A 22,432-nucleotide genomic window follows, 5' to 3' on the forward strand; every position below is an offset into this window, starting at 1 on the left:
TGGGCATAATGCGTCAATTTTGGGTCTTATGTCTACATTTTAAGTAACATGAAACTCTTTCAAGCGGTGGGAATAGTGGCTTTGCCGCCGCATTTGGCTCAATTCTATTAAACTTTGTAGCGTTTTTGCGCCAGTTCTTACCAAATGGTTAACGGCTTTGTGAGGCGTTTGCAGGATGTTGGCAGTCCCGAGGCGGTCTCATGTCTCTGGGCGCGAGGATGCAGGGGCGGGGACGGGGGCGCAGTTTGATACCGAAAACGGGCGAGCGGGGAACGCCTTGTTTCCAATGTCAAATTTTCGATGTTATCACGGAGGCATTGCTGCAACGAACAGCCCCCACTGGTCTGACATCATCAACGCGCGAGGTCCGAAATCGATGACGCAACTCTTGGCTGACTACCGTCAACTTGCCGCTGCCTTAAAGGTGGAGGCCATCGCACTGGTGCCCGGGCCGAATTTCACGCGGGCCCTCGGTCACAGTTTCATGAGCCATGAACGACCTTTCGTTCTGGTGATACCCGCCGAAGGCAAACCGGCCGCGATCGTTCCGAACCTTGAACTTGGCTCCTGGGAGCAGGTCGGCTTTGATGGGGCGGTTTTTGATTGGCGCGATCAGGATGGCTATGCCGGGGCCTTTGCGGCGCTGGCGGCGCATCTGCCGATGACCCGGCTGGCCGTCGAAGGGCAGGTGATGCGGGTCTTTGTGCATCACGCGCTGAAACAGGCAATGCCCGATGTCGAAATCATCGATGCCGAACGTCAGATCTCGGGACTACGGATGATCAAGACGGCGGCTGATATCGCTGCGCTTGAGGCGGCTATCAGCCTGTCAGAGCGTGCGCTGCATCGGGTTCTGGAAGGCGTGCGTGTCGGCCAGACCGAGAAAGAGATCGAAAGTGCGCTGATCCAGGCTCTGTTTGCCGAAGGCGCCGACGACCTGGCCTTTACTCCTATCGTTGCGGCCGGGGACAATTCCGCGCGCCCCCACGCGCACGCGCGCGCCGATTACAAGGTTCAGTCCGGTGATGCTCTGCTGTTCGATTTCGGCGGCCGCAAGGACGGCTTCTGCGCTGATATCACCCGCACCGTTTTTGTTGGCGAGGTCAGTGAAGACGGTCGCGCGGTCTATGACACGGTGCTGCGCGCCAATCTGGCTGGGCTGGAGGTGACGCGGGCCGGGGTCACGGCGCATGAGATTGATGATGTGGTGACCGGCGTGCTGGAAGCCTCGCCCTATGCCGACCGGATCCGCACCAAGACCGGGCATGGGCTTGGCCGCGATGTCCACGAAGCACCCTATATCATGCGTGGCAATCATCAGGAGCTGCCCGCCGGCACGGTCTACACCAATGAGCCGGGCCTTTACGGGCCGGGCCTGTTTGGCGTGCGGATCGAGGATGACGTGCTGATCACCGAGGACGGCTGCCGTACGTTGACCTCCTTCCCCAAGGAGCTGATGATCGTCGGCTGATCGGGAAACTCTTGGGTTGGGGGAGGCCCCAACCCGGTCTCAGGTTGCCGATTGCAGCTGCGCTTGAAGCGAGGCCTTGGCATCCTGAATATGGGCAAAGGTCAGCCGCGCAGCGGTCTCGGCCTCTCCTGCCGCGCAGGCCTGCAGGATGGCCCGGTGTTCTTCGGTACTGCGATCAACGCCGCCGCTCATCACCAGCTGGGCGCGCAGGTAGCGGTCTACCCGGTCCATGGCGTTTTCGATGACCTGAATGTGGTAGGGCATGCCGCTGACACTATAAAGCGCGCCGTGGAATTTCCGGTTCAGCTGCCCCCAGATCATAGGATCGTCCGAGGTGGCAAACTGCTCCAGACAGGCCTCGGCGTTATTCAGGGTCACCGGTGTCATGTTTGGAACCGCCTGACGGATCACATCGGCTTCCAGCTTGGCCCGCAGATCGAAAACCTCGCCCGCCTCCTGCATCGACAAGGTGGCGACCACCGCGCCCTTGTAGCGCTGGGTTCTGACCAGCCCCTGCTGTTCCAGCCGCGTCAGGGCCTCGCGCACCGGAAAGCGGGAGGTGTGAAACGCCTTGGCGATCTCTTCCTGGCGCAGCGGGTCGCCATCGGCAAGATCGCCCTGTATGATGGCCTTGCGCAGCGCGTCAAAGATGACCGTCGCAGCACTGGCTGTCTGTGAAATATCCGTGGCCTGAAACTTCACGCCTCTGCCTCATCTGTCTTGCGGTGAACCGGCCTCTCTATACAGGGCTTCTGCTCAGCTGTGAAAGCCGCAAAGCAAACGCCGCGAGCCCAAGGGACCCACGGCGCTGATTGGTAACCGGGTTGGGCTGGCCTTTCTCAGAATTCCACGACGGCGCGGATGGATTTGCCTTCGTGCATCAGGTCGAAGCCGTGGTTGATTTCGTCCAGCGACAGCTTGTGGGTGATCATCGGGTCGATCTCGATCTTGCCGTCCATGTACCAGTCGACGATCTTCGGCACATCGGTACGGCCCGAGGCGCCACCGAATGCGGTGCCGCGCCAGCTGCGGCCGGTGACCAGCTGGAAGGGACGGGTGGAAATCTCGGCTCCGGCAGGTGCCACGCCGATGATGATGCTTTCGCCCCAGCCCTTGTGTGCGGCTTCCAGCGCGGTGCGCATGACCTGCACGTTGCCGGTGGCGTCAAAGGTGTAATCGGCGCCGCCGCCGGTCAGTTCGACCAGATGCGCGACCAGATCGCCCTCAACTTCGGCGGGGTTGACGAAATCGGTCATGCCGAAATGCGTGGCCATCTCCACCTTGCCGGGGTTCAGGTCCACGCCGACAATCTGGTCGGCGCCCGCGAGCCGCAGGCCCTGGATCACGTTGAGACCGATGCCGCCCAGACCGAACACGATGGCGGTGGAGCCGATTTCGACCTTGGCGGTGTTGATCACCGCGCCGATGCCGGTAGTGACGCCGCAGCCGATGTAGCAGATCTTGTCAAAGGGCGCGTCCTTGCGCACCTTGGCCAGCGCGATTTCCGGCACAACCGTGTGGTTGGCGAAGGTCGAGCAGCCCATGTAGTGATGGATCGGGGTGCCATCCAGCATCGAGAAGCGGGTGGTGCCATCGGGCAGCAGGCCGGCGCCCTGTGTGGTGCGGATCGACTGGCAGAGGTTGGTTTTCGGGTTGAGGCAGTATTCGCATTCGCGGCACTCAGGTGTGTAAAGCGGGATCACGTGATCGCCCACTTCCAGGCTGGTGACGCCTTCGCCGACTTCGATCACCACGCCTGCGCCTTCGTGGCCCAGGATGGCGGGGAAGATGCCCTCGGGGTCATCGCCCGAGCGGGTGAATTCGTCGGTGTGGCATAGACCGGTGGCCTTGATCTCTACCAGAACCTCACCCGCTTTGGGGCCTTGGAGGTTCACGTCCATGATTTCAAGCGGTTTGCCGGGAGCAACGGCAACGGCGGCACGGGTGCGGATCATGTTTGGGTTCCTTCGCTTCTGTCTGGCGGCCGACGGGCCGGGTGTTCTGTGGCATGGGGTGTCATGCGCTGGCGGACCTTTTGGCCCTGCTTTTGCCAGCGTTACATTCGCCACCCTATGGGCGCAAGCACCCCTGTTGCACGGATTTTCACCGGCAAGAGGGCGTATTGTAGAAAACCGGCGCTTGCGTGTAGCTCTGCGTCATCCGGGCTTGTGCGGCCGTTTCGGAGGGGAAGATCTGCAATGCCTTTTACGCCTGCCTGTCTGGTGATGCTTGTACGGGCGATGACCGACTATAGATGAAAGGGGTGACTGCGGTAGCGCCCTATGCGACACCGGGATGAAGGAGGCACCAGCATGAATATCGGAGATGTTGCAGCCCGTTCAGGGCTGCCTGCCAAAACCATTCGGTATTACGAGGATATCGGCCTCATCAAACCCATGCGCAGCGCCAACGGCTATCGCAGTTTTGCCGAAACCGACCTGCATAAGCTGGCCTTCCTGGGGCGGGCGCGGGCTCTGGGCTTTACCATCGAAGACTGCCGTATGCTGATGGCGCTCTATGAGGATGAAAGCCGCGCCAGCGCCGATGTGAAACATCTGGCGCAGGAGCATCTCGGCAAGATCGAAGCCAAGATCGCCGATTTGCAGGCGATGCGCGATACACTGACCGAACTGGTGCATTGCTGCGCTGGGGACAACCGGCCAGATTGTCCAATTCTGAAAGATCTGTCCGGCGAATTCTGTGCAAAGGAAACCGGCGCGGAGTAGCGCCGGTTCTTGCGCGTTGTCGGTGCGATCCCCGTCAGCGCCAGATCGGATTGGACCAGGCCCGCTTGCCAGACCGGTCAATCACGGTAACCCGCAGCCATGGGCTGTCTTTCAGACGGTCGAGCGGAATACGCGCCTGTGTCAGCGCGGTGCCATGCTGCAGAGTTGCGGCAGAGCCATGCCCCTGCACGATGACCGAAGAGACCGGGCTGCAGGCCACATCGATATGCCCGCCGTTCAGCGCCACAGCCTTCAGCTCGGGCCCTTGTGAAGAATAGAAATTTCCGTCCTTCAGAGCCTCCAGCAGCAAATCAGGCTCGTTGGCTTCTGCCTTGACCATGACCCAGCCGCCGAAATGATCGGGGCCAGCGAAATGGGCGTCATCGGTGGCGATGAGGTTCAGGTCGCGCCAATCAGAGAGCAGAAGGTCGGCGACATGGCTGCCTTCGCCGCGATCAGTGCCGACGGCACAGGTATGATTGTAAATTTCCACCGCATGGGCCGCTTCGATGCTGCGCGCATCTGTCAATGTCATGCCCGACCAATGGGGATGGGCAATGGTCACGAAAGCCCCGGCCTCACGCGCACGCCGGGCGATCTGCAGCCCGGTTTCCTGGCCTTCGACGGGGTGAAAGTCAGGCGAGTGGGACGGCGCAAAATCCGCAGGCAGGCCGACGGCGAGAATGTGCCACAGCTCACCGTTTTCCATGGCGCCGGAATGCAGTTCGGCGCCGGGCAGGGTGGTGAAGACCGCGTCCCTGAAGTCGCGCGTGTCGGTGATCGGATAGTCAAACCGCCCGACGAAATGATCAGTCAGCGCAACGAAATCATAGCCTTCCGCCTTGTAGCGGCGGCAGACCTCTGCTGGGTCAAGAACCCCGTCCGACCTGTTGGAATGGCAATGCAGGTTGCCGCGGAAAAACTCTCCGGGGGCGGCAAAAGCGGGGTGCAGCATGGGGTGTCTCCTGTCCGTGTTCCCCGGCTGGTAGCGGCCTTTGGCAATGGTTTTGTGACAGGGGAGAGCAGGGATGGTGACACCAGAAGGAGAAGGAACGCGCGCGGCAACCCCCTGCCTAAGAATAGGCAGCGCCGAGGGAGGAGCGGCTCGAGAGAAACGGGGTGCCGCGCGCAGGGGGGGATGTAGGCCGAGGACGCCGGACCCGCAAGGGGGGCGGCAGAGGTGACGCAACGGTCCGGCCTGATCAGACCGGACCGTTGCCTATTGTATATGCGGTATGAAGCGGGCCTGCGAGAAACAGACCTCAAGAACAACTCCGCGTGAACAGGCTGCGCCAGGCTCAGGCCGGGCGCAGTTCCAGAATTTCCCGCGCCTGCTGCCAGGTGGCAACGGGGCGTTCGTACTTCTCACACAGGTCAGCCGCGCGTTTGACCAGGGCCGCGTTCGACGGCGCCATGGTGTTGCGATCAATGCGCAGGTTGTCTTCGAGACCCGTGCGGGTGTGACCGCCTGCGGCAATCGCCCATTCGTTCAGCATGATCTGACCCGGGCCAATGCCGGCACCGCACCATTCGGCATCGGGGGCAAGACGTTTGACCGTCTGGACGTAGAAATCAAAGGTTTCCTTGTCCACGGGCATCGCGTTCTTCACGCCCATGACGAATTGCACATAGAGCTTGCCCGGAATGGCGCCTTCACGGCTCATCTTCACCGCCTGATGGATATGGCTGAGGTCGAAGGCTTCGATCTCGGGCTTTACCTCATAGGTGCGCATTTCGGAGGCCAGCCAGTCGACCAGATCCGGCGGGTTCTCGTAGACGCGGGTGGGGAAGTTGTTGGACCCCACCGACAGCGACGCCATGTCGGGACGCAGCGAAAGCATACCGCCGCGCTCCTTGCCTGCGCCGGAGCGGCCACCAGTGGACAGCTGCACGATCATGCCGGGGCAGTGTTTGTTCAGCCCTTCCAGCAGACGGCCGAATTTCTCCGGGTCCGAGGTCGGCGTCTGATCGTCGTTGCGCACGTGGCAATGGGCGATCGAGGCGCCTGCCTCAAAAGCTTCCTGAGTGCTTTCGATCTGCTCGGCGATGGTAATCGGCACCGCCGGGTTATGTTCTTTGCGCGGCACCGAGCCGGTAATGGCCACGCAGATAATGCAGGGTTTGCTCAACTCTGTCCCTCCTCAGATGTCGAAGAATACGGTTTCATCGTCACCTTGCAGGCAAATGTCAAAACGATAAACCGTTTGCCCATCACGTTCGCTGCGCTTGGCGATCAAGGTTTCGCGACGTTTCTCCCACTCGATCAGGTTGATCACCGGGTCCGTCGCGTTGGCTGCGGCCTCGTCGTCAAAGTAAAGGCGAGTGTTGAGGCCGATATTGATGCCGCGCGCCACGATCCAGAGGTTGATATGCGGCGCCATCATCTGACCGTTGCGGCCCATGACCGGGCCGGGCTTGACGGTCTCAAACGCCCATTCACCGGTTTCGAAGTTGGTGATCACGCGGCCCCAGCCGCGAAAACCCTCTTCGACCTCGCCGGGATGTTCGGGATGGGCATAGACACCGGCGGCATTGGCCTGCCAAGCCTCCAGCAGCACGTCCTTCACCGGCGATCCGATGCCGTCGATGACTAGTCCTTCGATCCGGATCCGCTCGCCTGCGGCATTGGGGCCTGCGATGTCCTGACCCAGTTCCTGATCGTAGATCTGGAAACCGGCAGCGCCCGGCGCAAGGCCGATATGGACGTAGGGGCCTGCGGTTTGCGACGGGGTTTCTTTCAGATAATCAAGCTTCTGTTGCATCAGTTCCCCTCCAGACGGTTTTCGAACAGGGTCGAACGACGACCGCGCAGCACGATGTCGAATTTGTATGCGATGGTGTCGAGCGGAATGGTCGCGTTGCGGTCCAGTCGCGCGATCAGCTGGTCGATGGCGTCCGGATCCGGGATCGTCGCCACGATGGGACAGGTTTTGATCAGCGGATCACCCTCGAAATAGAGCTGGGTGATCAGGCGCTGGGCAAAGCCGCTGCCAAAGACCGAAACGTGAATATGCGCCGGGCGCCAGTCGTTGACCCAGTTGCGCCACGGGTAGGCACCGGGCTTCACGGTGCGGAAATAGTAGTAGCCATCCTCATCCGTCATGGTGCGCCCGCAGCCGCCAAAGTTCGGGTCGATCGGCGCCAGGTAGGTGTCTTTCTTGTGACGATAACGTCCACCGGCATTGGCCTGCCAGATTTCCACCAGAGTATTCGGAACCGGTCGGGCGTTTTCATCCAGCACCCGGCCATGCACGATGATCCGTTCGCCAATGGGGCTTTCGCCGGGCTTGGCGTAGTTCGAGATCAGATCGTTGTCGGTGGCGGCGAGATCGCTGTGGCCAAAGCGCGGGCCGGTGATTTCGCTCGGCGTGTTTTCCAGGCTGATTAGCGAAAACTTGGGCGAGCGCGCCACCGAGGTTTTGTAGTCCTTGTCATAGGCTGGCGGGTGCCAGCGGCGGTCGCGCTGGTAGAATTCAGCCATGTTCTGTGTCGGTTTCGTCATTGTCCTATCCTCCTCAGGTCTTGGATGCCGGGGACGCGGCGGCTTCGGCATCCATTTCCGCATAGGTTTGTTTGGCCAGTTTCAGCGCATGGTTGGCGCGCGGCACCCCGGCGTAGATCGCCACGTGCTGAAACGCCTCGATCACATCGGTGCGGCTGGCGCCGGTGCGCGCGGTGGCGCGGATATGCATCGGGATTTCCTCGAAATTTCCCATCGCCGCCAGCAGAGCTAGGGTCAGCATCGACCGTTCGCGCTGGCCGATCCCGTCTGAGGCCCAGACGGTGCCCCAGGCGCCTTCGGTGATCAGCGCCTGAAAAGCTACGTCCATATCGGTCTTGGCAGCTTCGGCGCGATCCACATGGGCATCTCCCAGCACGCTGCGGCGCACGGCCATGCCCTGATCATAACGGCTGTCGGTCATCCGGTCCTCCCTCTTTCATATGGCGTGTACTATCGCATATCTAAATTGGACTGTATAATGCTGTGAATTGCATGATTTCATATTGGAAATGGTATGCGTCTATCGTCACAGCTGAAGTTGCGCCATCTTGAGGTCTTCGTCGAGGTCGCCCGGCAGGACAGCGTCACCCAGGCGGCCGAGGCATTGGGCATGACCCAGCCTGCGGTGACCCGCACGCTGCGGGAGCTGGAGGCTGTTGTCGGCAAGCCCTTGGTCGAGCGGCACGGGCGCGGTATCCGCCTGTCCGCCTATGGTGAGATGTTCCGCGACCACGCCGGGCGCAGTCTGGCGCTGGCACGGGACGGGGTGGCAATGCTGCAGGGGCTGGACGAGGCAGAAGGGCCACGGGTGGCTATTGGCGCTTTGCCGACGGTGTCGGCAACGGTGGTGCCGGATGCCCTGGCGGCGCTGCGGACCGAAGGCAGCCACAGCCGGTTTTCCGTGCGCACCGGCGACAATCAATATCTGCTGGATCAACTGCGGCGGGGCAATCTGGACGTGGTGGTGGGACGTCTGCCCGCGCCCGATCACATGGTCGGGCTGGATTTCGACCCGCTGTTCCGCGAACGGGTGGTGGCGGTGGTTGCTCAAGACCATCCGCTGGCGGCGCTGCCGCATGTGCCGAGTGAGGCCTTTGAGGGGTTCCCGGTACTGATGCCCTCGGAAGGGTCGATCATCCGGCCGCTGGTGGACCGCATGTTTCTGGAGCAGGGGATGACGGTGCCCCGTTTCCCGATCGAAACCGTCTCTGCCACGTTTGGGCGCCGGTTCACGCTGAAGCATCGGGCGATCTGGATCATCAGCCATGGTGTGGTGCGTGCCGATCTGGAGGAGGGCGTTCTGGCATTGCTGCCACTGAACACGGACAGCACGCTGGGTCCGGTGGGGCTGTGTATCCGCAGTGAACACCAGCTCTCTGCCGCCGCCGCGCGGTTCTGCGCAGCCCTGCGGGAGATTTGCGAGGCTTAGGCGCGCAGGCTGGCCAGCGCCATTTCTGCCAGATCGTCTGCGATGGTGTTGCGGAACTCCTGCCCGGCGCCGCGATCCGGCTGATACCAGAAGACCGGGGAATTGAGCATCAGCATCAGCCCGGCAACCGTGACCGTCAGGTTGCGTTCCGGGAATATATCTGCCTCGATACCCCGGGCGATTTGGTCGCGGAAGAGTTCGGCATACTGCCGGTGCTCTGCCCGCACCTGCGCCTGCATGCCCCGTTCAAACGCGTTGGAGGTCTTGGCGCGCGCGCCGGTGTAGGTCTGAAGAATCACCTTGTGGTAGGGCAGGGAGCGCAGCACCTCCATCACATGGGCGCGGGCCATCCTTTCCAGACAAAGCTGCGGAGGCAGGGCATCATCTGCCACCGCGCGCACCGCTTGATAGGTAAACCGTGCTGCGCGCAGTTGTACCGCAGCCAGAAGCGCACCTTTGGAGGGGAAATGGTGATAAATCCGTCCTTTGGTCGATCCAAGGCTGGCCGCGATATCGTCGATGGACGCGGAATCGGCGCCCATCGTCATGAAACAATGGGCCGCTGCATCAAGAATTTCGCTTTTGGATGCGCTGATCTGTTCTAACATGATGCATCGCCTGATGTCGTCTGCTTGCGGGGCGGCGCGAATGGCTGAGCCATTTTAGCATCCTTGATCGCTGCCGCACACCATCGGGCGCGGAGCGAACAATAGGGGGGCATATGCTCAAAATATAGCCGCATTTTGCCATTTTGACGCTGGGTCTTAGCAATTGACAGGGGAAAAACATACTCAGTAGTCTGTTTTTAGACGCCAAGGGTTTCCGCCGCTTGAGGAGGCGCAGCGAAAACCCAGTAAAATAAGGCGCATTCGCCCGGCAATGACCGGGTTAGGAACCGCTCATGACGGGCGGGGGGAGGAAAATTTGGAAGTATTGCAGCTCCTGGTCAGCGGGCTCGCGAATGGCTGTGTCTACGGCCTGATCGCGCTCGGATTTGTGCTGATCTACAAAGCGACTGAAGCGGTCAATTTCGCTCAGGGCGATTTCATGATGCTGGGGGCATTTGTGACCCTTGGCCTTACCAACGCAGAATATATGGACCTGCCATTCTGGGTCGCAGCACCGCTGGCGATTTCGATCATGGCGGTTCTTGGCTATCTGCTCGACTTTTTCATTCTGCGGCACCTGTTCGGGCAGAGCCAGACTGCGGTTGTCATCCTGACCATCGCGCTGGGCTTTGTGCTGCGCTTCGTGGCTGGTTTGATCTGGGGGCACGAGCCGCAGACATTGGAAAGCCCGCTCGCGCTGGGCGATCTACAACTGGGCGGCGTCGTGCTGGGCATGGCGGATGTCGCGGTGATCGTGGTGACCTTCCTGCTCACATGGTCGCTTTACCAGTTCTTCCAGCGCACCAAGCTGGGGCTTGCCATGCAGGCGGCCAGTCAAAACCAGATGGCGGCCTATTTCATGGGCATTCCGGTGCGCCGGGTGCAGGGGCTGATCTGGGGTCTGGCGGGTGCAACCGCTGCCGTGGCCGGGATCCTTTTTGCCTCAAAGGGCGCCATTGATCCCAACGCCGGCCTCTTGGGCATCAAGGCCTTTGCGGCGGCTGTCATCGGCGGCTTCGGCTCGCTCCCCGGTGCACTGGCTGGTGGTCTGATCGTGGGTGTGATCGAGCCCTTCGCGGCACGGTATCTTGCGGCGGGCTATTCGCAGATCGCGCCTTATGCGCTGCTTCTGGCGGTGCTGGTGTTCCGTCCGCACGGCCTGTTCAGCCAGGTCCGAGTGAAGAAGGTCTGATCCCATGCGCATTCATTTCAAAACCACCTATGAGCAGGATATCCGCCTGTTCCCCGACATGTGGACGGCCTGCGTTTATGGCCTTCTGATCCTGATTGCCTTTGGCCTGCCGTTCCTGATCAACGAGTTCTATATTGGCGAAGTCACCAACGTGCTGATCTGGGCGATTGCCGGTCTGGGTCTGATGCTGCTGACCGGTCAGACCGGTCAGGCCAGCCTTGGCCATGCGGCGTTTCTGGCCATCGGCTGCTACACCAACACGATCCTGATCGAACAGGGGCTGCCGTTCATTCTGGCTTTCCCGCTGGCCGGGGTCATCACCGGGATCGTCGGCGCCGTGATCGCCATTCCGGCCCTGCGGCTGCACGGGATCTATCTGGCGATTGCGACCATTGCCCTGTCGATCCTTGCCGATGACATTATCGTCCTTCTGGAGCCCTGGACTGGCGGCGTGTCGGGCAAGTTCCCGGACATGATCACCATTTTCGGGTTCGAGATTGAACGCTGGTCGATGCCGACCCGGTTCTACTATCTGGTGCTTGTCGTCACCATCATCTGCACACTGTTCTACCGCAACCTGCTGCGCTCGCCTTTGGGCCGTGCCTTTGCTGCGGTGCGTGACAGTGAGGTCTCGGCGACTGCTATGGGCGTTCACATTGCACGCACCAAGGCGACCGCCTTTGGCCTGTCTTGCATGATCACCGGCTGGGCTGGTGCGCTGATGGGATACTATGCGGGAACCTTCAACAACGAGACCTTTTCGATCGTGATTTCGATCACCCTGCTGATGATGATCGTGATTGGCGGCCTCGGCTCCATTCACGGGGCCTTCTTCGGCGCGGTTGTGGTTGCCTTCCTGCCGCAGGGTCTTTCGATCCTCAAAGACAGCGTGATCGGTGGCGGCGTCGCCATCCCGGGGCTGGAAACCGGCGTCTTCGGCATGATCCTGATCCTGTTCATCCTGTTCGAACCCATGGGCATCTACGGTCGCTGGCTGAAGATACGGACCTGGTTCGAATTGTTCCCCTTTGCGCGCAAGGACATGTTCCGTCGCCAGAAAACCTACCTGAAGACGGAGCGTTTGAGATGAGCCTTTTGGAGATCAAGAATGCAACGCTGAAATTCGGTGGCGTTGTGGCTGTGAACGATCTGTCCTTTTCGGTCGAGGAAGGCGAGGTCTATGCCATCGTCGGCCCGAACGGGGCAGGGAAGTCGACCGTGTTCAACCTGATTTCGCGGTTCTACGAACCCTATGCGGGCTCTTTCACCTTCGACGGGCAGAACCTGCTGGATCGCAAACCGGACGAGGTGGCGGATCTTGGCATTGCGCGGACCTTTCAGAACATTGAACTCTTTGATCACGCGACGGTATTGCAGAACCTTCTTGTGGGGCGGCACCGCCACCGCAAGTCCACGCTGATCGAAGAGCTGTTCTTTGCCCCGCGTGTGCGCCGCGAAGAGCACCGCCACCGCGAGGCCGTGGAGGAGGTGATCGATTTCCTCGACCTGCAGCCCTACCGGAACAAGATGATCGCTGGCCTGCCATATGGCGTGCGCAAGGTGGTCGAACTGGGCCGGGCGTTGGCCTCGGGGCCGCGGCTCTTGTTGCTGGATGAACCTGCCTCGGGACTTTCGGTTGAGGAAACGCAGGACATGCGTTGGTGGATTGATGATATCCGCAAACAGATGGGGATCACCGTATTGATGGTGGAACATGACATGGGGCTGGTCTCTGGCGTGTCCGACCGCGTTCTGGCGCTGGCGGATGGGGCCAAGCTGGCCGAAGGCACCCCGGCTGAGGTGCAGTCGAACCCGGCCGTGATCGAGGCCTATCTTGGCGCGGGGGCTGTCTGATGGGAGAGCCTTTGCTGGAAATCAAGAACCTCGAGAGCTTTTACGGGCCGATCATGGCAATCCGGGGCGTGTCGCTGAAGGTGGACAAGGGGCAGATCGTCACCGTTCTGGGTGCCAATGGCGCCGGGAAATCCACCCTCCTGAAAACGATCTCGGGCATCATGGATCCTGAAAAGGGCGAAGTGCTGTTCGATGGCAAACCGATTCAGGGGCAGGAGCCGCACAAGATCGTCAGTCAGGGCATCGTACACGTGCCCGAAGGCCGCGAGGTCTTCCCGCTGCTGACGGTGAATGAAAATCTGAGCCTTGGCGCTTACACCCGGTCGGACAGGGCCGAGATCGAAAAGGACCGGGAGATGGTGTTCGACTATTTCCCGATCCTCGCCGAACGGCGCGACCAGGAGGCCGGGACGCTGTCCGGCGGCCAGCAGCAGATGCTGGCGATCGGGCGTGGGCTGATGCTGCGGCCCAAGATCATGCTGCTGGATGAACCCAGCCTCGGCCTGTCGCCGCTTCTGGTGCAGGAGATCTTTGCCATTCTGCGGCGGCTCAACGCCGAGGAACACGTGACCATGATGCTGGTGGAACAGAACGCCCGCATCGCGCTGGAACTGGCGGATGTGGGCTATGTGATGGAGATCGGCCGTATCGTGATGGACGGCACCGCCGACCGCCTGATGCAGTCCGAGGACATCCAGGCCTTTTATTTGGGCCACCAGGAAGAAGGCCAGCGCGGAGAGAAACGCTGGAAACGCAAGAAGACGTGGCGATGAGGGGGGAAGGGATGAACATGCAAAACCTTGGACAGACCGCACACCCGCAGGTGGTTCTCAACGGCGTTTCGTTCAACGCAGAGCCGGGCCAGCGCCCTGTGTTGGTGGACGGCTGTGACACCATCGTGAAACTGTTTCAGCTGCGTTGTCAGGCGCTGGGTGACCGAACTGCTCACCGCGAAAAGGATATGGGCATCTGGAAGGCCTTTTCCTGGAACGATTACTGGGATCACGCGAAATGGATTGGCCTTGGCCTGATGTCGCTGGGTCTGAAACGCGGCGAGGTGGTGTCGATCTTAAGTGAGGACCGGCGCGAATGGCTTTACTCCGACCTGGGTATCCAGGGTGTCGGCGGGATTGCCTCTGGCGTCTACACCACGGATTCCGCCTCGCAGCTGGCCTATCTGGTCAATGACAGCGACAGCCGGTTCCTGTTTGTCGAAAACGACGAACAGCTCGACAAATACCTTGAGATCGCCGATCAGGTTCCGGGGCTGGCCAAGGTCATCATCTATGAACGCGAAGGGCTGCATGATCTGGATCATGAAAAATGCCTCTTCATCGAGGATCTGTACGAGCTGGGTAAAGCCTATGAAGCGCGCCATCCCGGCACCTTCGAGGCTGAAATTTCCAAATCCCAGCCCGAGGACACTGCGCTTCTGATCTATACATCGGGCACCACGGGCATGCCCAAAGGCGCTATGCTCAGCAATGAGAACATCCTTGCCTCGACCGAGGCAGGGGCGCGGGCGCTGGAAGTCTACAAGACAGACGATCAGCTGTGTTTTCTGCCGCTGTGCCACATCCTTGAACGCAACGTGTCGGTCTATTTCCCGCTCGCCGCTTCCAGCACGGTGAACTTCGCCGAAAGCCCGGAAACCGTGTTCGACAATATGCAGGAGGTCTCTCCGGCGACCTTTTTCGCGGTGCCGCGGGTCTGGGAAAAGATCTACTCCCGGGTCCTGGTTCTGGCGCAGGAAGCCACGCCGATTGGCCGTATGGCCTTCCATCAGGCGGTCAAGGCCGGGCGCAAGCGGGCGCAATACGTGATGTACGGAAAACCCGTCCCTTCGGGCGTGGCGGCGTCTTATGCCTTCTGGGATTTTGCTGTTCTGCGCAATCTGCGCCGGATGCTGGGCATGGACAAGATGCGCCGCGGCGGAACCGGCGCCGCGCCGATCTCACCCGAGCTATTGGAATGGTACTGGTCCATCGGTGTGCCGCTGATCGAAGGCTACGGCATGACCGAGAACGCCGGCCTGTCCACCATCAACACTTTCGACACCAACGCGCCGGGAACGGTGGGGCACGCGGTGCCGGGGGTCGAGGTACGTATCGCGGAAGACGGGGAGATCCAGACCAAGGGGCTCAACAACTTCCAGGGTTACTGGCGCAACAATGAAAAGACCGCCGAGACCTTTACCACCGATGGCTGGCTGCGCACGGGTGATGTCGGCAGGCTGGATGACAAGGGCAATCTGACCATCACCGGCCGGATCAAGGACATCATCATCACCGCAGGCGGCAAGAACATCACCCCGGCCGAAATCGAAAGCCGGTTGAAGTTCAGCCACTATATCTCGGATGCGGTGGTGATCGGGGACGGGCGCAAATATCTCACCTGTCTGATCATGATCGATCAGGAAAATGTTGAGAAATTCGCGCAGGACCGCAAGATACCCTTTAGCGACTTTGCATCGCTCTGTGCCGCGGAGGAGGTGGTACAGCTGATCGGAGCAGAGGTCGAAGCTGTGAACCGGGACTTTGCACGGGTCGAACAGATCAAGGATTTCCGCCTGATCAACGTTCTTCTGACGGCCGAGGACGACGAGTTGACCGCAACGATGAAACTGAAACGCAGTTTTGTGGAGAAGAAGCACAAGGCACTAATCGACGACATGTACTAGCGGCGGCGACAAGGAACGCCGGACAGTTATTTAGGGAGGAAGCGAAAATGAAAAAACTGACATCTGCGCTGACGATGGCGGCTGTAGCCCTTGCCGGGGCCACGGCTGTTCAGGCCGACACCCAGGGGGTTACGGACAGCGAAGTCGTAATCGGCTCGGTCAATGACCTCAGCGGTATCTTTGCTGCGGTGGGCGTGCCGGCGGTCAATGGCGCCAACCTGCGCTTTGATGAAATTAACGCCGCAGGCGGTGTGCATGGTCGCCAGATCAAGTTCGTCGTCGAGGACAACGGCTATCAGATCCCGCGCGCGATGCAGGGCTACAACAAGCTGCTGAACCGCGACAAGGCCTTTGCCATGCTTCTGTCGCTGGGCACACCGATGAACGTGGCTGGCTTCAAGCTGCTGGACCCCAAGGGCATTCCGAACATCAGCCCGCTGTCCGCCGCGCGTCAGATGCTTCAGGACCCGATGCACAACAAATTCATCGGCTTCTCCAGCTACTACGATCAGGTGCAGGTGGGCGTGAAATATCTGGCCGGTGAATTCGAGGCCAAGGAAGTCTGCTCGATGTATATCCCGTCGGATTTCGGCAAGGAAATTCAGGAAAGCACCGAGGATGTAAGCAAAGAGCTGGGCCTGACCTATGCGGCGGAAACCTCGCACAAGCCGGATGAGCTGGATTTTGTCGGCTCGCTCACAAAGCTGAAGTCCGCTGGCTGTGACGTGGTGACACTGGCGCTGGGCGTGCGGCAGGGCATCACCGTTGTCGGCACCGCCAAGAAACTGGGCTGGACCGATGTGAAATTCCTCAACACGTCGGCCGGGTTCCTTGATGTGGTTGCTGCCGTTCCTGGTGGTGTGACCGATGGTCTTTACGCGGCGGCTGGCTGGGTCAGCCTGATCGCCCGCGCCGAAGATCCGGTGCCGGCCGAATTCATGAAGGCCTATGAGGAAAAGTTCGGTCAGCCGGCCGGTGGCTTTGCCATGCTGGGGTATTCCGCAGCGGATACGGTCATTCGCGCGCTTGAGGCCGCGGGGCAGGATCTGACGCAGGAAAGCTTTATCAAGGGGATGGAGAGCCTCAATTTCTATGATGAGCTGACCGATAGCAAGATCACCTATGCGGCTGATGATCACCGTGGTGCGGACGATATCGTGATCTCGGTTGTCGAAGATGGCAAATGGAAAGAACTGAGCCGCCAGTAACGCGCGCTCTTTAGTTATTCTGATATGAACCGGTGCGGGGTGACCCGCGCCGGTTTTCTGTTTGTCAGCCGCGTCTGTATTTGCCCGGTGTTCTGCGCCCGGCTTTACATTGCCAAACCCCAAATTATATAAATTCGCGTACGTGAATATAACTGTGCCATGGCGGCCGGATATTTGCGCAGATGCATTATTGGGAGGCAGGTGCAATGGGTGTGAACAGAAGAGAATTTCTGCAAGGGGCAGGGGCAGGGGCCAGTATGGCGTTGGCAGGATCTGCTGCTGGTATGGCATCGGCTGCTGCAGCCTCGGGCGGCGATCAGCTGATGATTGGCGATATGTCCCTTCAAACCCTGTCTGATGGCAACCTTGTGCTGCCTCAGGGGTTCCTGTTTCCCGAGCAGTCGCCAGAGCAGCTGATGCCCATCCTGACACGGCACGGCGTTGCCCAGGATCCGATGGAACCTCCGCTGAACGTCACGCTGATGCGTCAAGGCGACCGCGTCGTGCTGTTCGATGCCGGTTCCGGCCCGGCCTTCCAGGCCAGCGCGGGGCAACTGCCCGCCGCGCTGGAGGCGGCAGGCGTATCCCCCGAGGACGTCACCCATGTGGTGTTCACCCATTGCCACCCGGATCACCTGTGGGGCGTTCTGGACGATTTCGATGATCCTTTGTTTGCCAATGCCGAACATTTCATCGGACAGCAGGAATGGGATTTCTGGTTCGACCCCAGCACCATTGACACGATCGGCGAGGCCCGCGCTACCATGGCCGCCGGGGCGCTTCGGCGGATGGAGATCCTGGAGGACCAGATCACCCGGTTCCGCGATGGCGAAGAAATCCTGCCCGGTGTCGCGGCGCGGGCGACCTATGGTCATACGCCGGGCCATATGTCCTTTGAACTCAGGTCCGGCAGCGAGAGCGTGATGGTGCTTGGCGATGCCATCGGCAATTCCCACGTGAGCTTTGAAAGGCCCGATTGGCACGTGGGATCCGACCAGGATGCAGCCATGGCCGCTGCCGCCCGCATGAGCTTGCTGGATCAGTTGGCTCACGAGCAGACGCGGGTGATTGGCTACCATCTACCAGAGGGTGGTTTGGGTCAGGTCGCGCGCAAGGGGGACGGTTACCGGTTTATCCCGTTGTAACTTGCCTCCTTGTAAATTTGGCCTAAGTTAAACTATGTTTTTAAGAGAAGCCGCGCCCAGCGTCGTCTGGGGCGCGGTTAAAGGCGGAAAATCCGAATTTTTTCGGAAAATCCAGCTTATTGGCCTGGCGGCAATTCATTCCGTTACTATTCCTATGCGTGTTTAAAGAAACTTGATACATGTAAATTTCAATTCAATTATCTTTATTTATTTGAAAAGGTGATTTTTCACTACATCTTTGCGTCGCATTGTTGTAATTTGATCCTGCGATCACGGTCGATTAGGTGGATTAATGTGTAATTTGATCAAGTTGAATCAGTTCGGCGCGTTCGGTGTATTTCTGTCGGATGGCAGCAGCGTACCCCTAGGGGCCAAGCATCAGGCCTTGATGGCCCTTTTGGCGACCTCAGCATCGGGTATCCGAACAAGAGCATTTTTGGAACACACTTTGTGGAGCCTTGCTCAACCTGAACAAGCAAAGGCCAGCCTGAGGACGGCATTATCGACGCTAAAACGCCATCTGGGACCGGAAGCGGCCCAGGCGATCACAGCTAACCGGGAACGCGTTACTCTGGACCTGTCACGGGTGGAGTTCATTGAGCCCGAGGATCAGGCCGAGTTCATGGAGGGTTTCGAACTGCCGCATGAGACCCGGTTCGAAAGCTGGCTGGCCCAGATGCGCGCGGACTTCGAGGCAAAGCAGACAGGGCAGCCCACCGGTGGCGCTGGGCAAATCGGGCAAACCGGTCGGATGCAGTATAATGATCTTCTGCCTCCGATCGCGGTCTTGCCCTTCGTGCAACACACCCCGGGCGAGGACACCTCGCCCTTGGGCTCATTGCTGTCCGAAGAACTGTCTCGCTGCCTTGCACGCAGTCAGGCTTTTACCGTGACATCTTATCTGGCCTCGCGGCAATTCGACCCGAACCGGATCCGCCCGATCGAGGTCTCGCAGGTGGCTGGGGTGAACTATTTGGTGTCTGGTGTGGTGCATGTGCGCGGGCAGATGATGAATGCGGATATCGAGTTGCACGATGCGGTGCGCGAAAAGGTGATATGGTCGCGCAGCTTCCAGGGGCCGTTGTCGGACCTGATGGCGGGACAAAGCGCGGCCCTGAGAGATGCCACGCGCCAAATCGGTCAAACGGTTGTGGGCGAATCGATCCGCCTTATCGGCTTTAAGCCGCTGGCAGGGCTGGAGGGGCACACGCTGTTAATGGGCGCGATTTCCCTGATGCAGGACATGAACCCCGCTTCCTTTGAAAAGGCACGTGAAATTTTGAACGTGCTGCTGAGCCGGGCCCCGCAGCATCCGCTTGCTCTGACATGGATGGGGTTCTGGCATGTACTGCGGATCCAGAAGGGTTTTTCCAACGATCGACAGCTTGATATCCATCTTGCGGAACAGCTTGCGACCTCGGCGCTCAGCGCGGATCCGTCTTTCTCGTTGGCGCATACGCTGAAGGGCGTGATTTCCAGCCATCTGCTGTTCCATTTCGATCTGGCGCAGACTTCCTATGATCTGGCTTTGAAGGACAATCCAAACGAAGCCTTGGCCCTGCTGCTCAAAGGTACCACCCGGGCCTATCAGGACCGCCCGGACGAGGCGGTACAACTGACTGATGCTGCGCGGCGGCTGTCCCCACTGGGGCCGCAACGCTATTATTTCGACGCGGAATCCGCAGTCGCGAACCTGACCGCGCGAAATTATGGGCGTGCGATTGAGCTTGCGGACCGGTCGCTTGAGGCAAATGCCTCCTATCCGACCAGTCTGGGGACCAAGGCCATTGCTTTGCAGATGTCGGGGCGCACCTCTGAAGCCCGCGATACGGTTCAGGATCTTCTGAAGGCCGCGCCAATGTTCAATATGAGCCGGTATCACAACTACACGCCGCTTGCGGCAGGACCCGCCGGAGAGGAATGGGGGCATGCGCTGAAAATGGCGGGTGTCCCGGACTGATACTTCTCTGATCCAGAGCACCACGCTGAAGCGAGAGGAGGCGCTTGCTGCCTGCCACCCGGCAAATCTGTGGGTCTCTGTTCATCGGGGCGGCGCTTTTGTGGGAACCGCCTTGTGTCTGTGGCCGTCTTGAGGCTCCTTGTCTGTCAAAGGTCCGGGCCGACGTCGTTCCGGGCTGACACAGAAAATGGAGCCCCATCATGAAAGCCGTCGTTTACCGCGCCTTCGGACCTGCCCAAGAGGTCCTGTCCCTTGAAACCCTGCCAGCACCCGAACTTGCCTCTGGCGAGGTACGCGTCGCGCTGGCCTATTCCGGCGTCAATCCTTCCGATGTCAAAGCGCGGGCCGGAGCACGGGCGGGTGTCACCGAACTGCCCTTTCCCGCAATCATTCCTCATAGCGATGGCGCGGGCGTCATCACCGAAGTCGGCGAAGGCGTGGATCCGGCGCGGGTCGGGCAGCGGGTCTGGATCTGGAACGGTCAGTGGCAGCGCGCCTATGGCACCGCCGCAAGCGAGATCTGCCTGCCGCAGGAGCAGGCGGTGCCCATGTCTGACACGGTCGATTTTGAAACCGGTGCCGCGCTTGGCATTCCGGGGCTGACCGCCTGTCATACCGTGTTCTCCGGTGGCGAGGTTTCCGGCAAAACCGTTCTGGTGCAGGGCGGGGCAGGGACCGTAGGTCTTCTGGCTGTACAATTGGCCAAATGGGGCGGTGCGCGGGTGATCGCGACCTGTTCCGCAGCTGCGCGAGACCGTGTTCTGGCGGCCGGGGCCGACGCGGTGCTGGATTACAACGCTACGGACCTCAGCGACCAGATCATCGCCGCAAATCACGGCCAGCTCGTCAATCTGATCGTCGAGGTGGAGTTTGGCGCCAACGCCGAGGTGGACGCGGCAGTGATCGCCCCGAACGGCCGGATCACGGCTTATGGCTCGGCAAAGGCGATGCAACCCGCCTTGCCCTTCTATCCGCTGATGTTCAAGGCGGTCACGTTGGAGATGGCTCTGGTCTACCTGCTGACGCCGACCCAACGCGAGGCGGCGATCGCCCGTTTGAATCGCGCCCTGGAGGCTGAGGCCCTGTCGGTTCCCGTGGCGAAAATCTTTCCTCTGGCCGAGGCCGCCGCAGCGCATGAAGCCGTTGAGGATGGTGATCGCAAAGGCGTGATTTTGCTGCAAACTTCTGAAAATCCAATGAAATAAGGGGCGAGAAGGGGGGGGCGTCTGTGGTGTTGGAAAAAGGATGTCAGATTTTTTCAAAAACCCTCTTGCACCCCCCCGCAACTAACTTTAGACAGCGCCTCACCGATGGGGTGTAGCCAAGTGGTAAGGCAGCGGTTTTTGGTACCGTGTATCGTAGGTTCGAATCCTACCACCCCAGCCATCGGTCCTTTTCCTTAAGAAAACAAGCATACGACGGGTTTCATAGGCCCCAGATCGCCCCGGTTTCGGCCCCAGTCGGTTGGCTCGCTGGCTGGTCGCTGACGAGGGCGGTTGCCCATGGTTTGCGTCGGGTGTTCAGGGTGGAGCGGTAGGCCCCCAGTTAGCCGCTGGAGGCCATCGCCACAGGTTAGAGCAGGTCGTAGTCCACACCGTTTGCCCAGTGATCCCAGTCGTCGCGCTTGTTGTCTGCCGCCGACCCCTCAACCAGATGCTCAGGACGACAGCACAGCTCGTTCCCGCAGCGATGGCGAACCATCGTCCTCTCGTCGAGAACCGCCCCGTTGACGACGCAGTAGACGAACCTCGCCGCCGCCACCTGCCGCCCCCGGAACCGCATCTTGGGCCGTCCCTGAGTGGCTTTTACCCAGCACCCGTTCTCATCCTCCACCGTCTGCGCTAGGAGGGAGTTGGCCCTCGCAAGGGCCTCCTCGTAGTGATTGTTGATGACGTCCAGCAGCCAAAGCTCGCTATCGTCTTGAAGCTCGAAGTACACATCCTTCATTCGATGATCTCCACTTCTCCGAATGGACCGTTGCCGTCGAGATAGTCGCTGACGCGCACCGGCTCGAAGTCAGGCCCATAGATCTTCCCACGCTCGATCCAGTAGCCAGGCTTGACCCAGATCGCTCGCGAAAAGTCTTTGCCACCCCATTTGACCTTGGTTTTCTCCCATTCGAGGTCATCCATGAGATGCTTGGTTTGGTTCATGTTTGTGACCTGCCCCCCGCTGGTCCCTCGCTCATGACGAGAGTCTGCGGGTTTGATTTTGGTAGTCGTCGGTTTCGGGTTTGGCAAGCGCGGCAGGCGCGGAGCCCTCAAATAGCTCAAGCGCCTGCCGCGCTTGCTTTGGCGTTCTGTTCTCCAGCGAAGAGTGCGGCCTGACGTTGTTGTAATCGTAGCGCCACAGCGCCAGCTTTCGACGGGCATCGTCCAGGGTGTCGAACAGCTCTTCATTGAGAAGCTCGTCCCGCAGGCTGCCGTTGAATGACTCGATAAAGGCATTCTGCTGCGGTTTTCCTGGGTCGATGTAATGCCAATTCACGCCGTTCCTGTCGGCCCACTTCAGGATTGCCTGGCTGGTGAATTCCGTGCCGTAGCACGTCGGGAAGAAGCGCCGCTGAGAGGTTATGGCCACGCGCGCAGCCCCAAAATAGCGCAGCGGGTGGCCATAACCGGGTCTCAGGTCTCAACAGTGGTTTTGCGTAAACCACA

The 22,432-nt window shown here is 60.1% G+C and carries 22 protein-coding genes, 1 tRNA gene and 1 pseudogene; 13 read left to right on the forward strand and 11 right to left on the reverse strand.

The window, feature by feature from the left end; genetic code table 11:
• Nucleotides 1–376: 376 nt before the first annotated feature.
• Entirely contained in the window at nt 377–1,471 is a 1,095-nt protein-coding gene (locus tag SM766_RS18340) for a M24 family metallopeptidase (protein WP_368948717.1), read from the forward strand.
• A gap of 39 nt (nt 1,472–1,510) precedes the next feature.
• Here SM766_RS18340 and SM766_RS18345 read toward each other — a convergent pair whose 3' ends face one another.
• Together SM766_RS18345 and SM766_RS18350 are read right to left on the reverse strand one after the other, a co-directional pair.
• Nucleotides 1,511–2,173, reverse strand: coding sequence for a GntR family transcriptional regulator (locus tag SM766_RS18345; RefSeq protein WP_368948718.1), 663 nt, complete (start codon nt 2,171–2,173; stop codon nt 1,511–1,513).
• Nucleotides 2,174–2,310: 137 nt separating this feature from the next.
• Nucleotides 2,311–3,426 (reverse strand): S-(hydroxymethyl)glutathione dehydrogenase/class III alcohol dehydrogenase, encoded by a 1,116-nt coding sequence (locus tag SM766_RS18350; protein WP_368948719.1) that lies wholly within the window; start codon nt 3,424–3,426, stop codon nt 2,311–2,313.
• 357 nt (nt 3,427–3,783) lie between these two features.
• On the opposite strand from SM766_RS18350, the gene cueR reads away from it, so the two are divergent.
• Nucleotides 3,784–4,197, forward strand: a complete 414-nt coding sequence (gene cueR / locus SM766_RS18355) for a Cu(I)-responsive transcriptional regulator (RefSeq protein WP_274830189.1) — start codon at nt 3,784–3,786, stop codon at nt 4,195–4,197.
• Between the two features lie 34 nt (nt 4,198–4,231).
• On the opposite strand, the gene SM766_RS18360 is transcribed toward cueR, so the two are convergent.
• The 5 genes from SM766_RS18360 to pcaC all read right to left on the reverse strand — a co-directional run bounded on the left by SM766_RS18360 (nt 4,232) and on the right by pcaC (nt 8,120).
• Entirely contained in the window at nt 4,232–5,152 is a 921-nt protein-coding gene (locus SM766_RS18360) for a PHP domain-containing protein (RefSeq protein ID WP_368948720.1), read from the reverse strand.
• Nucleotides 5,153–5,495: 343 nt separating this feature from the next.
• Nucleotides 5,496–6,326 (reverse strand): 3-oxoadipate:acetyl-CoA acetyltransferase, encoded by an 831-nt coding sequence (locus SM766_RS18365; RefSeq protein ID WP_274868894.1) that lies wholly within the window; start codon nt 6,324–6,326, stop codon nt 5,496–5,498.
• Nucleotides 6,327–6,338: 12 nt separating this feature from the next.
• Complete coding sequence (gene pcaG / locus SM766_RS18370; protein ID WP_065272838.1) at nt 6,339–6,959, reverse strand: protocatechuate 3,4-dioxygenase subunit alpha; 621 nt, start codon at nt 6,957–6,959, stop codon at nt 6,339–6,341.
• The gene (gene pcaH, locus SM766_RS18375) at nt 6,959–7,699 is read right to left on the reverse strand and encodes a protocatechuate 3,4-dioxygenase subunit beta (protein ID WP_274835099.1); all 741 of its coding nucleotides are present in this window, start codon (nt 7,697–7,699) and stop codon (nt 6,959–6,961) included. The genes pcaG and pcaH overlap by 1 nt, the downstream gene beginning before the upstream one ends.
• Before the next feature lie 13 nt (nt 7,700–7,712).
• Nucleotides 7,713–8,120 (reverse strand): 4-carboxymuconolactone decarboxylase, encoded by a 408-nt coding sequence (gene pcaC / locus SM766_RS18380; RefSeq protein ID WP_368948721.1) that lies wholly within the window; start codon nt 8,118–8,120, stop codon nt 7,713–7,715.
• Between the two features lie 93 nt (nt 8,121–8,213).
• Between pcaC and pcaQ the strand changes: the two genes are divergently transcribed.
• Complete coding sequence (gene pcaQ / locus SM766_RS18385) at nt 8,214–9,128, forward strand: pca operon transcription factor PcaQ (RefSeq protein WP_368948723.1); 915 nt, start codon at nt 8,214–8,216, stop codon at nt 9,126–9,128.
• Here the strand turns inward: pcaQ and SM766_RS18390 are convergent.
• The gene (locus tag SM766_RS18390) at nt 9,125–9,736 is read right to left on the reverse strand and encodes a TetR/AcrR family transcriptional regulator (RefSeq protein ID WP_368948724.1); all 612 of its coding nucleotides are present in this window, start codon (nt 9,734–9,736) and stop codon (nt 9,125–9,127) included. The two genes, pcaQ and SM766_RS18390, sit on opposite strands and share 4 nt — an antisense overlap.
• 316 nt (nt 9,737–10,052) lie before the next feature.
• Between SM766_RS18390 and SM766_RS18395 the strand changes: the two genes are divergently transcribed.
• From SM766_RS18395 to SM766_RS18440, 10 genes are all read left to right on the forward strand, one after another.
• Nucleotides 10,053–10,928: a branched-chain amino acid ABC transporter permease gene (locus SM766_RS18395; RefSeq protein WP_065273757.1), complete on the forward strand. Its 876-nt coding sequence runs from the start codon at nt 10,053–10,055 to the stop codon at nt 10,926–10,928.
• Between the two features lie 4 nt (nt 10,929–10,932).
• Nucleotides 10,933–12,018 (forward strand): branched-chain amino acid ABC transporter permease, encoded by a 1,086-nt coding sequence (locus SM766_RS18400; protein ID WP_065272843.1) that lies wholly within the window; start codon nt 10,933–10,935, stop codon nt 12,016–12,018.
• Entirely contained in the window at nt 12,015–12,782 is a 768-nt protein-coding gene (locus SM766_RS18405; protein ID WP_065272844.1) for an ABC transporter ATP-binding protein, read from the forward strand. The genes SM766_RS18400 and SM766_RS18405 overlap by 4 nt, the downstream gene beginning before the upstream one ends.
• Nucleotides 12,782–13,555 carry an ABC transporter ATP-binding protein gene (locus tag SM766_RS18410; protein ID WP_065272845.1) on the forward strand — a complete coding sequence of 258 codons (774 nt, stop codon included), beginning with the start codon at nt 12,782–12,784 and terminating at the stop codon, nt 13,553–13,555. The genes SM766_RS18405 and SM766_RS18410 overlap by 1 nt, the downstream gene beginning before the upstream one ends.
• Before the next feature lie 17 nt (nt 13,556–13,572).
• On the forward strand, nt 13,573–15,462 hold the full coding sequence (locus tag SM766_RS18415) for an AMP-dependent synthetase/ligase (RefSeq protein ID WP_368948725.1): 1,890 nt from the start codon (nt 13,573–13,575) through the stop codon (nt 15,460–15,462).
• A 47-nt stretch (nt 15,463–15,509) separates the two neighbouring features.
• A complete protein-coding gene (locus SM766_RS18420) occupies nt 15,510–16,670 on the forward strand; it encodes an ABC transporter substrate-binding protein (protein WP_368948726.1) in 1,161 nt (386 codons plus the stop codon).
• A 284-nt stretch (nt 16,671–16,954) separates the two neighbouring features.
• Nucleotides 16,955–17,815 carry an MBL fold metallo-hydrolase gene (locus SM766_RS18425; RefSeq protein ID WP_237028386.1) on the forward strand — a complete coding sequence of 287 codons (861 nt, stop codon included), beginning with the start codon at nt 16,955–16,957 and terminating at the stop codon, nt 17,813–17,815.
• A gap of 292 nt (nt 17,816–18,107) precedes the next feature.
• The gene (locus SM766_RS18430; protein WP_368948727.1) at nt 18,108–19,775 is read left to right on the forward strand and encodes a transcriptional regulator; all 1,668 of its coding nucleotides are present in this window, start codon (nt 18,108–18,110) and stop codon (nt 19,773–19,775) included.
• A 200-nt stretch (nt 19,776–19,975) separates the two neighbouring features.
• Nucleotides 19,976–20,980: an NADPH:quinone reductase gene (locus tag SM766_RS18435; protein WP_368948728.1), complete on the forward strand. Its 1,005-nt coding sequence runs from the start codon at nt 19,976–19,978 to the stop codon at nt 20,978–20,980.
• Between the two features lie 106 nt (nt 20,981–21,086).
• Nucleotides 21,087–21,161 (forward strand) — tRNA-Gln (locus SM766_RS18440).
• Between the two features lie 186 nt (nt 21,162–21,347).
• Here the strand turns inward: SM766_RS18440 and SM766_RS18445 are convergent.
• The 3 genes and pseudogenes from SM766_RS18445 to SM766_RS18455 all read right to left on the reverse strand — a co-directional run.
• Nucleotides 21,348–21,722, reverse strand: coding sequence for an HNH endonuclease (locus SM766_RS18445; RefSeq protein ID WP_368948730.1), 375 nt, complete (start codon nt 21,720–21,722; stop codon nt 21,348–21,350).
• A complete protein-coding gene (locus tag SM766_RS18450) occupies nt 21,719–21,928 on the reverse strand; it encodes a hypothetical protein (RefSeq protein ID WP_368948731.1) in 210 nt (69 codons plus the stop codon). Before SM766_RS18450 ends, SM766_RS18445 begins: the two co-directional genes overlap by 4 nt.
• A 31-nt stretch (nt 21,929–21,959) precedes the next feature.
• Nucleotides 21,960–22,313: pseudogene (locus tag SM766_RS18455) on the reverse strand (integrase core domain-containing protein); the annotation flags it as partial.
• Nucleotides 22,314–22,432: the final 119 nt, after the last annotated feature.

Source organism: Pseudophaeobacter sp. A-200-2 (assembly GCF_041008815.1).
Taxonomy (GTDB): Bacteria; Pseudomonadota; Alphaproteobacteria; order Rhodobacterales; family Rhodobacteraceae; genus Phycobacter; species Phycobacter gallaeciensis_A.